The 12378-nt window shown below is 48.3% G+C and carries 7 protein-coding genes; 1 reads left to right on the top strand and 6 read right to left on the bottom strand.

The window, feature by feature from the left end:
- Window positions 1-99 precede the first annotated feature (99 nt).
- The gene (locus JUB15_RS18380; protein WP_207513959.1) at window positions 100-1113 is read left to right on the top strand and encodes a pectate lyase family protein; all 1014 of its coding nucleotides are present in this window, start codon (window positions 100-102) and stop codon (window positions 1111-1113) included.
- A 157-nt stretch (window positions 1114-1270) separates the two neighbouring features.
- Here the strand turns inward: JUB15_RS18380 and JUB15_RS18375 are convergent, their stop codons facing one another.
- The 6 genes from JUB15_RS18375 to JUB15_RS18350 form a co-directional block, all read right to left on the bottom strand.
- On the bottom strand, window positions 1271-3367 hold the full coding sequence (locus tag JUB15_RS18375; RefSeq protein WP_207513958.1) for a rhamnogalacturonan lyase family protein: 2097 nt from the start codon (window positions 3365-3367) through the stop codon (window positions 1271-1273).
- A 121-nt stretch (window positions 3368-3488) separates the two neighbouring features.
- Complete coding sequence (locus JUB15_RS18370; protein WP_207513957.1) at window positions 3489-5639, bottom strand: RagB/SusD family nutrient uptake outer membrane protein; 2151 nt, start codon at window positions 5637-5639, stop codon at window positions 3489-3491.
- Window positions 5640-5694: 55 nt separating this feature from the next.
- The gene (locus JUB15_RS18365) at window positions 5695-9228 is read right to left on the bottom strand and encodes a SusC/RagA family TonB-linked outer membrane protein (protein ID WP_207513956.1); all 3534 of its coding nucleotides are present in this window, start codon (window positions 9226-9228) and stop codon (window positions 5695-5697) included.
- Between the two features lie 144 nt (window positions 9229-9372).
- Window positions 9373-10593 (bottom strand): FecR family protein, encoded by a 1221-nt coding sequence (locus JUB15_RS18360; protein WP_207513955.1) that lies wholly within the window; start codon window positions 10591-10593, stop codon window positions 9373-9375.
- A 64-nt stretch (window positions 10594-10657) separates the two neighbouring features.
- Window positions 10658-11233, bottom strand: a complete 576-nt coding sequence (locus JUB15_RS18355; RefSeq protein WP_207513954.1) for an RNA polymerase sigma factor — start codon at window positions 11231-11233, stop codon at window positions 10658-10660.
- A 206-nt stretch (window positions 11234-11439) separates the two neighbouring features.
- Window positions 11440-12330, bottom strand: a complete 891-nt coding sequence (locus JUB15_RS18350) for a hypothetical protein (protein WP_207513953.1) — start codon at window positions 12328-12330, stop codon at window positions 11440-11442.
- Window positions 12331-12378: the final 48 nt, after the last annotated feature.

Below are 12378 nucleotides of genomic sequence, written 5' to 3'. Positions count from 1 at the left end.
TTATGAATATCGCTGCCCCTAACCGGGCAGAAGGATCCTTATTGCTTAGAGCGCTCTATTATAACCAGTTACATTCATCTTTAAAACACCATTGCCATCATGAAAAAAACAATGCTGCCAATCGGCGCCCTTATTGCCGGCGCCGCCCTTTCCTGCTTGATAATTGCAGGCTGTAACAAAACTGATACAGTAAGCAATCCTGATGAAGGTTCGGCCGGTGAACGGGCTCCATCATCAGAATTTACCGTGGCCACTGCGAATGGTTTCGCCGCCGGCACTACCGGTGGTACAACGCCCATTACCGTTACTACAGCAGCCGCTTTCAGAACGGCCGCTGAGTCAAGCACCAGTCAACTCATTACAGTCTCCGGTAATTTGAACCTTGGATCGAGCCAGGTCAATGTAAAGTCGAATAAAACCATTATCGGCGCCAATTCCAGCTCAGGCATTATCGGTTGTTTGCGGCTTTCGGGCGTAAGTAATGTGATTATTCAAAACCTTAATATCACCAATCCATCCGGCGCGGGAACGGGCGACGGCATCGAGATCTCGGGAAGCACCCGGGTATTCGTACATAAGTGTACGTTTACCGATTGTTCAGATGGAGAATGTGATATTGTTCGCGCCTCAGACAATGTTACCGTATCGTGGTGCCGATTCCGGTATGCCAGCCAGAGCTCGCATAAATATGTGAATCTCATTGGCAACGGAGATGATGCCACCGGCGACCGCGGTAAGCTCCACGTGACCATGCACCACAACTGGTACGATGCCGGCTGCGTGGAAAGAATGCCGCGTGTACGTTTCGGCCAGGTACACTGTTACAATAATTACTATGCCGCATCGGGCAGCAATTACTGCATTGGCGTTGGCAACGAAAGCCAGATCAAAGTAGAGAATTGCTATTTCCAAAACCAGGCAAGGGCCTGGGCGAATTACAGTTCCAGCAGTGCACAGGGCAGAATAAACTGGAACAGCGGCAACGTATTTTCCGGCACCAGCATCCCTACGTGGGCACCTAATTCAAGTGTATTTACACCACCCTACTCCTACTCTATGAATACAGGAAGCACGGTACCCAGCACCGTAAGCGGCGGAGCAGGTAACCGATAAACACCTCTGACGGAAGAAGTAAGAAGTAAGAAATAAGAAGTAAGAAAAGCCTGATTCTTTAAACCTCCTACTTCTTACTTCATACTTCTTACCTCGTAGCTCCTACATCACAATCCAATTAAAAGCTAACAGCAACGTATCACAGCACTTATTCATCCTAAAGCTTTACAAATAGCTTTGACTGAATGCCGGCCGCAGACCGGATACTGCCGATATAATTGCCCGGGGGCAGTTTCGCTGTGCTGATATTGATGCGGGTGTTCACATCGCCAGCCGAAATCACTCCCAGTTTCTTTTCAAATAACAACTGTCCGCGCTCGTTGGTAATGGTAAATACATAATCCGCTTTTTCGGTTACATGAAACTGTATATTTAACAGCGCTTCCCGCACGGGGTTCGGACTGATGTCAAAACCTTTTGCTACAGAAGCATTCTCTGCTACAGCCATACTGGCGATGCGTGCAGCGGCGGCGGCTGTTCCTGCATAACTGATATTGGGCGTTGGCGGCGTACTCATGCCATTGCCTAAATAATAATCGGTGTGGTGCGACTGCATATATCCTTTTATCGTCATGCAATTGCGGTAGGCCGGGTTATGCGCCAGCGTATACAACCTGGTACTGGTGGGCACATTTGTGGTAAATACTACCAGCTTTGAATAATTATCAGTAACCAGGATCACTTCCTCGCGCCAGTCGCCCAGGATATCACCGTAGAACATGGGTGCGCCACGATCACTGCCCCCGGCTCCATCAAAGTTCCACATGGTAACCAGGCGGGAAACACTGGATGCTGTATAATTCCATTTTTCGATCTTTTCATCATTGAGGTTTTCGCTGAGCACATCTGCATCCCACCATAACCGGAAGTTGGGATACGGCCTTGCCGGTTCATCGGTTAACTTTGTATTGCCCGGCGCATTGTATACGCCCGAGAATGACCAAACTTCAAACCCATTATAACGGGGATCAATATCGCCTGCTGCACCGCGGCCTACATCACTCACCGCACCCATATGTTTCCACAGCACTGAACCGGTATTCGCATCATAATAGTACTCCAGCAATCCGCTGGGATTATTCTGCTGAACACCGTATCCCTGCATACCTGCCCGGTTGCGATCGAGCTTACCGATATGCATTCTGTCGCCATGAACTATGCCCTGCCCGCCAAGTGAATACCGTAGTGTGCCATTGCTATTGAGCGTATACCCGATATCACAGATCTCATCAGTGCCGTTTCCGTCAACATCTATTATCCTTATCTGATGGCCATCTGCTGCATTTGATGAACCTCTTAACCATTTCCACTGTACCGTGGTATTGTTGCCTGCGTATTTGAAAGCACATACCATGAGATTAAATGAACCATCAGCATTCCTGTTCTTGAACTTGCCGATGACACTGGGTGTAACGCCATCCAGGTAACCAATGCCAAAACTTGCAGCCAGTGAACCAACGCTGCTGTAGTCCTGCGGAATGGTCACGTAACTTTTCAGGGCGCCTGTTTGTCCGTCGAGGATGCCAAGCCATTGCCTGGTATTGCTGCTGTTGCTCCAGGTGCCTCCATCGCCGAACCGTACGCCATTGGCGATCTTGGTGATCACTTCTGCTTTTCCATCGAGGTCAAGGTCGTATACGGTTACACCGTCCCAGTTGCCTACATCGATGGCGGCGGAGCCAGGTGAAATATTATCCATATTCACACTGTTGGGACCATAGTCAACATCCCACAGGAAAGTACCATCGCGTTTGTAGGCCTCAATTTTACAGCCACCGCCATTCCAGTCGAGGCGGTCTACCACATAATCATATTCGCCGTCGCCATCCAGGTCGCCCACCCATACGAAATGAATGAGGCTGCCGGCACGCAGCGGTACAGTAAAACAGGGTTTGTCTGCTGCATTCGCAATAAGGGTGTAAGAAAGGCTGGGTGCCTGTTCAGTTCCGTTCACAACCGGCCGCACATAATAGGCATTGCGCTGGGTTAAATTGGCGGAATTGTCGGTAAAGTTCGTTCCACCGGTCAATACCGTTGTGTTGAGTTTCACGGCCGTGGCGCCATTGGCGGAGCGATAAAGATTAAAGCCAATGTTCTGCGGGTCTAAACCCAATAAACGCCAGCTGATAAAAACACTATTACCCGTTCTTACCGCTACCACGCCGCGATTGAGTCGTTCCATGACCCGTTGGGCAACGGCATGCGTTGCCAGTAATAACAGGCAGGCTGTTATCAGGGATGTTGTTTTTCTCATATGACAATCGTTTAAATGGTGAATGACATTGATAGTGATTACATAGATCTTTATTTTGGCTATCTAAATAAGTTGTTACAACGGCCGCAAAGCCGGTGACTAATAAGGCCTTCACGGAGCGTTAGTACCCCGGGTTCTGGTACGCCTGCATGGCATCTGCATCCAGCGGGTTGCCCGCCTCATCTGTAAGCAATTGCAGGTAATCGCTTGGCCATGGACGGAAGGTGAACTCTTTTCGCATCTGCCCCTTGCCATTGCCATTCTGACCATTCCCATTAACGGTATTATAAGCAACAGGCCAAAGGCCGGTCAATGGCGATGCCATCTGGTTCAGGTAAATAGTCCGTTCATATAAAATGCCGGCATTGTGCAGGTCTTCCCATAAAGTTCCTTCGGCCAGCATTTCCCGGGTCTTTTCATTGTAAATAAAATGAATGAACATGTCCTGTTTGCTGCTAACGGTGGGGATATAATGTTCGGCCAGCGCCTGGGGAGTGCCCGGCGTAAAATGATTGTCTGTTGCCCTGATGGCATTGTAAGAAGTACCAGCTGCCGGATAAGGCGCCACCCGTTCAGCAGCCGCCAGTGTATTCGCTTTGGGCTCCCACTCTACCAATACAGAAGGGCGGTTCTCTCCATTCTTGTAAGCAGCGCGTTGGCGAAGCACATTGATATCAGCCAATGCATCGGCATACATACCTTTACGGCCATACGCTTCTGCACGGATCAGATAGGTTTCACCCAATCGCATCAGAATGGCGTCTCTGGTGCCCTGTTCACTATCAAAATTACTTTCTTCGGCACTGCCGCCACGTAAAGGGTCTATGTACTTTTTAACCGACAGGTAAGGCGCGGGTGCGCCGGTATTCAACCCCAAAGAGTTTTGATTGTAATTAAGTCGGTAATACAACCTGCCGGTAGCGGCTGACCGGATCCATCGCACCACGAACTGATAAGGCTGGCTCATAACCATGGTTGAATCCAGCGCTTCGGTCATTTGATTCTCCAGGTAGATCATCGCTCTCCTGCCGGGAACTACGCGGCGGCTGCCTGCAGTAACCGCAGGTTCGCCCGCCGGTTTATTGGCGTTCCACCAGGCAGCTGCGGCGGGGCTCCAGGTAAACGACGTATTTGCATTACCAATGTATTCGTACTGGAACGTTTTGTAATAGCGCGAATCATTTACTTTATCGGCGAAGATGTCATACCCGAAATCCGTTGCTTTGAAAGTCCCGAACGGACGGCCATAGGCCATGGAACGGGCTACGCCGGTAGCATCGGTATAGTTGCCGATATGATAGTTCACAGAGCGATTGCCGAAGCGCGCATGCAACGAGGTATTCACATCGAATTGCGCAGCCCATAATACTTCCTTGTGCGGCGTTGTTTCGGCTACTTTGGGATCGAACAGCGTCCAGTAATCAGGCGCCAGGCCTGCCACCCCACCGGCTGCATCGATCACTTCTGTAGCAATGATGATACAGGAGTCGAGGTCAGTAGATACGTTTCCTTTGTACAGCATTTTCAGATGTTGCTCACCGCTGTTATTGAAGTTCGCGGCCTGTGCCCTGTTCAAATATAATTTGGCCAGAAAATGCCCTGCAGCGAGCTTCGAAACCCGTCCCCTGTCCTGCACATTGACGGGCAGCGTTGCATACGCTTCACGCATATCAGCGATGATCTGTTTATAGATCTCTTCCAGCTTCACCTTCGGATAGTGGTAAATACCGTTGTCCTCCCGTTTGGCAGTAAGCGACATGGGCACATCGCCGAGCTGATTTGAAATTAGATAATAAGCCCAGGCCCTTAAAAAAAGGATCTCCGCCCGTCTGGTTCTCCTGTAGTTTTCGTCCGAAGCAAACTTGCCGGGTTTTAAATTATCGATCACTTCCAATGCAATATTACAATTGTTGATATGCGGGTAAGCACCCATGGGCGCAAATGTGCTATTGGATGCGCCGATGTAACTATTGGTATTGCCGGCTATGGTGCTGATATTTGAGCCATAGCGTGCGGCTGTCATTGTGGCAAACGTATTGTTGGCTGTCATGTACGCATCCGTTTCTGCCTGCGTGAGGCGAACGCCGCTGCCATCCCATTCATGTTTTATGCGGGCGTATATGTACAGGCCATTGATAAGTGAGTTCAGGCCTTCTTCGGTATTGTAATAGTCCTGCGTGAGATTGGATACCTGCTTTTCATCGAGAAATTTTTTGCAGGAACCTGATAATGCAGCTATCGCTATAATTGATATGATGAATAATTTTTTCATATATGCTATTCGCTATTTATGAAGTGCGGCATACCTCATGGCGTGCCCCACCTATTTAGAAAGATGCTCTTAAACCAAATACAATGCTGCGGGGCAGAATACTATTGTTGTTCATACCACCATTGGGCGATGTAGTAAATGAGTTGGGCGAAGATTCATCTGTCCATTCCGTTTCATCATCGGGGTTAATGCCCAGCTTTACCAGTTTACCGCCTATAATGAATGGGTTCAATACCTGCACATTCAACTGCAGGCTTTTCATTTTTGCGAGGTTCAGTATTTTGGCGGGCACGTCGTAGATCAAAGAGATATTGCGCACAATAGCAAAGGAACCATCCTGGTATTGTACTGCAGATGAAATATTGGTAATAGCACTGGCGCCCAATACCGGCAACGGCCATTTTCCACGCTGGTTATTCCAGCTCCACATATTGCCGAAATCCTGGCCGAACACACCCTGGTAACCGCCAAAATAGGTTTGTCCTACCCGGGCATAGATAAACGAACTCAGCGTAAAACCTTTATACCTGAAGGTGTTTGTAATGCCGCCATACCATTTAGGCCGGGGTGTGCCCCTGATGACATAATCTTCAGCCGCTATTTTATAGTCGCCGTTCTGATCTACTACTTTCACTGTACCGGGTCTGAAATCAAGACCGCCTATAGCTTTGAACTGCGCCATTTCTGCGAGGTCTTTGGAGGTACTACCCCAGATGCCATCACTTTGCAGCTGATAGAATACCTGCCAGGGCTGGCCGATAAACTGCCGTGCTGCCAGCATATCCTGTTTGCCATTGATCAACTCAACGATCTCTTCCCGGTTACGGCTCCAGTTCATTTCAGTGCTCCAGGTAAAATCGCCTTTCTTTATATTCACTGTATTCAGCGTTACTTCAATGCCACGGTTTCTTGATTTACCGATATTCATGAACTTGGTCACATAACCGGAAACAGCAGGCAGGCTTCGCTCGAAAATGAGGTCTGACGTTTGTTGCGTATAGTATTCAACAGAACCGGAGATACGGCTATTCAATATTGTAAAATCAATGCCTATATTGGTTTGTGCCGTCTGTTCCCAGCCCAGGTCTGGATTTTTAACCGATTCAGGCAGAAAACCAATGGCAGGTACAGCACCGAATGCATAGTTGTTACGGCCTAAGGGGCCGGAAGTGGTATAAGGATTAACGGAAGAATTGCCCGTTACGCCATACCCTAACCGCGGTTTCAATTCATTCAACCAGGTGATCTTTTGCAGGAAGGCTTCTTCCTGCATTTTCCACGCCAGGGCAAATGAAGGGAAGAAGGCCCATTTATGGCCAGGCGCCAAAACCGACGAACCGTCGAACCGGCCCGACGCAGTAAGCAGGTATTTGTCCAGCAAAGCATAGTTTACCCTGCCCATAAACGAGCTGAGCTTGTTCTCGGTGAAACCGGTACCAATCGCCGGATTGCCTGCTGTGTTGGAGCCCAGATCATACCACCTGCTCAATGGGATCACCGTTCCGTTAACACTGATGCCGGTGTTTTCGCTGCGCGAATGCTGCGATGATTGCAGTAAGGTGATACCCAGTTTATGGGCCTTCGCAAATGTCTTGTCAAAATACAGCAGGTTCTCTACGATCCAGGAAAAATGCTCCTGCCTTTCATAACCGGCCGTATTGGCCCTTGCGCTCAAATGGGAAGTTACATCAGGACCCGTCCAGGATCCATTGCGGGTATTCCGGATCTGGGCGCCGAAATTTACCCGGTATTTCAACCAGGGAAAAAATTTTATTTCTGCATGCAGGTTCGAGAAAGCGGAAGCTGCACGCCGTTCATTGATCGACTGGCCTATATCGATCAGCGGGTTCCAGCTGCTAAGGTTACCACCCGGGTTTCTTATATAAGCGCCGGAACTGTCGGTGGGAAAAGCCCAGGGAAACATACTGGCAGCCCTGCCAAACAGGTCTTTCGCTCCTGTATTGCTCAGGTTTTCGTTCATACCAAAGTTTTGTTTTGCCAGCGAAGCAAGCATTGACAAACCAAGCGTGAACCATTTAGTGGCGGTCACCTCGCCATTCAGGTTCAGGTTAAACCGGGTAAAGTCCTGGTCCCGTTGCACGCCTAACTGCTTATTATAACCGAGTGAGATATACAGCTTCGATATCTCATTTCCGGCGGAAATAGACAATTGGTGGTTGTGGGTAACGCCAGTGCGGGTGGCGGAGCCGATCCAGTCATACGTAGGAATGCGGCCTGCATTATAATCAGGCACCATAGCAGGCCAGCCCATGGCGCGTTCGTCGTCCGTCGTCGGCCGCATGGCTACGCTGCCATCCGGATTCCACGCATACCCTTTCATTGTGGCGGCTAACAGTTCCGAGTAGTTGTTGGTGATCTGTGAAGCTGCGAAATTGGCACTATCCAGCCGCGGATCAGGATACCAGAGCACCGGCGCTACATTCAGGTCACCGGGGTTGCCGGCCTGGTATCTGCGTCCATTCATCAGCGCATAGCGCAACCGGTCGATGTACTCACCACCAGAGAGGCGGTCGGCCAGGTCTTTATAACTATCGAGCGTTACATTCGAATTGAAACCAAGTGTCACCTTGCCTTTGGCGCCTTTTTTCGTAGTGATCAGGATCACGCCATTGGCGCCGCGTGAACCATAGATAGCGGTGGCGGAAGCATCTTTCAATATTTCCACGGAGGCAATATCATTCGGGTTCAGGTCATTCACCGAAAAGGAAGAAACACCCAACTGCGATACGATAGGGATACCATCGACCACATATAATGGATCGTTCGAAGCATTGGCAGAACGGGTACCGCGGATGCGGATAGCCGGCATTTCACCGGGTTTGATATTGGTTGCAACGTTCAACCCCGAAGCCTTACCTTGCAGCGCCTGGGCCACATTCATTACGGGCCGCTCTTTAATAGTCTGTTCGGTGACCCGGGTGAGGGCTCCCGTTACATCGCTTTTGCGCTGCGTGCCATAACCGATCACTACGATATCATCGAGGGTCGACTGCTTCAGTTTCAGGGTTACCGTTAATAGATTACCATTGATCGTTTCGTTGGTGATCTTCACCTGCCGGTTCTCATAACCCACATAGGAAATCGTTACGATGTCTCCAACAGCCACATCCAGGATGGCAATACCGTCTTTGTTGGTGAGCGCCATCTTACTGGTCTTATCAACCGAAACGGAAGCCTCTGCCAGGAGTTTGCCATTTTCATCGAGCACCTGTATTTTAACAGGTGTTAAGGGATTGCCGGCCTGTTCCTCGTTGGATAGTTTCGGTGGCACATTGGGTTTGCTTTCAAGAATGATCGTCTGGTTTTCAATTGACCAGCTGAATGGCTGTTCTTTGAAAGCCACATTGAGAAAATCATTGACAGGCAGTTGCCGGGCAGTGACTGTTACTTTTTTGGCGCCATTGAGGGTATTCTTCTGGTAGAAAAATACATACCCCGTTTGCTTTCGTACAGCAGCCATGATCTCCTGTACAGTGGCATTACTGGTTGATAAAGTAACTGTTTGTGAAACGCCATTTGCGGCAGCAGTGCAAAAGGCAGCAGTTAGTAAAATCAAAGTTAATTTCATAACCAAGACCGTTTGGTTCATACGCCGTTGTCTAAATCGGTTACCATGGGGTGCTACGGTATCGATAGGCAGGCGTTTGCAAGCAATAATTTTCATAAGTTATACCTGGCGATGTGGCCTTTAATTGTTACTTGATGGAAGGATTTATTTCATAATAATTAATTTTCTACCTTCTACCCGGTAGTTGATATGTATTCGTTGAAGGATCTTCATTACCTGCGACAGGCTAAGATTGCGTTGGATCTCGCCCATTACTTCCACGGGTTCCGGTTCGCCTTCATATACGATATCCAGATCGTACCATCGGCCTAATTCACGCATCACCGTTTTCAGGTCATATCCATTGAAATTGAACAATCCATTTTTCCAGGCCATTACCTGATCAACATCCGGTGAGTGGTGAATGGTCAATGGTGAATGGTCAATGGTGAGTGGTGAATGGGCTATTGCTTGTTGACCAGGTTTTAAAATCAGTTGATTTACATTGTCGACTGCCGATTGCCGATGGACGATCCTAACTGAACCTTCCAGCAGTGTAGTTTTGATGCTACCTTCATCATCATAGGAGTTGATGTTAAAGCTGGTGCCTAACACCTCCACTTCGGTGGCATCATCAATTTTCACGCGGAATGGCATTTTTTTGCCTGAAGGCAGTTTTACCTTTTTTACCTCGAAATAAGCTTCTCCATCGATCTCTACCCGGCGCTCATCACCCGTAAAAACAGTAGGATATTTTATAGAGCTGGCAGCATTCAGCCACACGCCCGAACCATCGGGCAACACGATCCGGAACTGCCTTCCCTTGGGCGTACTGATGGTATTATAAGTGGTCTCCCTGTTCGACAAACCCGCTGGATCATACGTAACCAGTCCGTCCTTTAACACCACCTGCGCGCCGTTCTGCCGCGCGATAATTCCATTGTGTAAAGTATCAAGGTCTACCATAGTGCCATCGGCAAGGGTGAGTACAGCGCCCTCATGTCCGGGGGCAATATCTTCTGAGGGTTGCTGTTCTTTAACTGCTACGGCGGTTTTGTCGTTCTTTTTATTCAACAAAAAATAAGCGCCCGCACCCAGCATGAGGATGATCGCGGCTGCATAACGCAGCCAGGTTTTAGATAATATCGACACCAATGAACCGCTCTTACGGTTATCTTCTTTTATATGCTGATCGCGGATCCGCTGGTAAATGAACTTTTGGGTTTCTTCCGCTTCCACTGCAACCGTTCTTTCGAGGGACTCATCCAACAACTGCTGCAACAGCTCCTCCGACTCCTTATTATGCAGCAGCTGCTCAAATGCCTGCTTTTGCTCAGCAGTTAATCTACCGTTCCGGTAATCTTCCAGTAATTGTTTCAGGTCCATGGCAACGTATGTATTGAATAGTAGACCCAGTTCCTGTGAAGATGTGGGGTGTGCAGGAAAAAAATTATTTCAGGAAGAGAACGCAGGCAGAAACGCCCATAACGCCGTAGTTATTAATAAGAAATGACCTGATGTTCCGGAGCGCCTTGCTGAGGTGCTCACGGCTCACATCTACAGAAATGCCTAATTGTAATGCAATTTCGCGGTGAGAGTAGCCTTCGATCCTGCTTAAGCGGTATACCTGTTGCTGCCGGGTGCTAAGCTTTTCAACGGCTGCCGCCAGCAGTCTTTCGAGTTCGCGGTAGTTCAATGTTTCATGAAGATCGGTAGCAGTCATTTGCTGCGGTTCCCAGCCGGGCGGATAGATCTTTCGAAGTTCATTGATGAGCAGGTTCCTGGTAATGGCGATCAGCCAGGATTCAAAATGACGGATAGTATGTAGTTCGGCCCGGTTCTGCCAGATGCGCACAAACACTTCCTGCACCATATCCTGTGCCATCAGTGCATTGGGCAGGTAGCTCAACGCCATGGCATATACCTTACCAAAATATTGCTGGTAAATGGTATGGAACGCTTTTTCATCACTCCGGGCAATCAGGGACAGCAGTTCCTTTTCTTCATATGGCAGTTCAAAAGACAAAAATCGCTCATTTATAACAACCTGCTACAGCTGGGATAGAAAAAATCCAAATTAAACAATCGCGAAAAATGAGCTGTCCTGTACTATTATGAATGGAATATGAGATTGAATAAATGGGAATATATAGCTTAATTCCCCCTGCCCTTAAAGGCTTGTGTTACCCTGTTACCAGATCTTTATTCATTGCATGCGGATCAATTGTCCATTCATCGTAATAACTCAAGCCGCAAACTCCGTTTGATGGTAACAGGCATCTCAACCGCATAGGATTTTAAGTCAGGAGTCGAATTGTAGCGCATGCGAAGGTTCAATACATTATCCATGGTGGCATGAAGAATAGCGCCGTTGCGATTATCGATCTTCGTATTGATGACAAATGTTTCAACGCCCCAGAAAACGTTTACCTTATCGCCCTCACCTTTTTGTATCATCTGAAAATTGTTGGGAAAGTCATAGGTTTTGCGCGCAACTGTATCAATTAATGGGGTTAAACAAAAAGAATCGGGCGGAGAAAAAAGCGTTTGAATGTGATTGTACTGTCTGGTGGCTGATACCAGGCGTTGTTTTACCTCGATGCAGTCGGTACCATATAGTATAAAGATACTATCAGCAAAATTACCCTGCCGCCATTCGGCATTTGTAATGACCGGATTTTTTGAAGTGAGTTTATCAGCATTGAGCGCAGGGGCAATGGCTACAAAAAAGGTATTGAGGTCGGTTACTTCTCCTACCATCTGGGGGATAGTCAGTTTAGGCAATAGCACTTTTCCTTCAGGCAATAAAGATATGCGGTAAGGGGCTACGGTTTGTGCAATACTGTCAAGCCGGATCGTGTCTTTACCGTTGATAGTCATTTTACTCAGCCATTTAATTTCTTCGCCCGGCACGTCCCCCTCCTGCACCACGCGATGTTCGGATACTGATATGGTTTTGCCCGCATATTTATCATTCCGGTAAACATCGGTGGTAAGTTTGTATTTGTAGGTGTCCCCTGGCTTGTATTTTCTTACCTGGGAAGTACCAATGAACGGGCAACACAATAATACCAGGAATAAGTGCAACGTGACGGGCCCATGTAACGTAACCGTGATGGTCATACTGTAAGGTTTTATGCTTTTATGCTTAAATGTAACTATTATCAGCTG

It is taken from the genome of Longitalea luteola, from assembly GCF_017356035.1.
GTDB lineage: Bacteria > Bacteroidota > Bacteroidia > Chitinophagales > Chitinophagaceae > Niastella > Niastella luteola.
The sequence above is the reverse complement of the archived record's forward strand: the minus strand, read 5'-3'. Positions and strand labels throughout refer to the sequence as shown.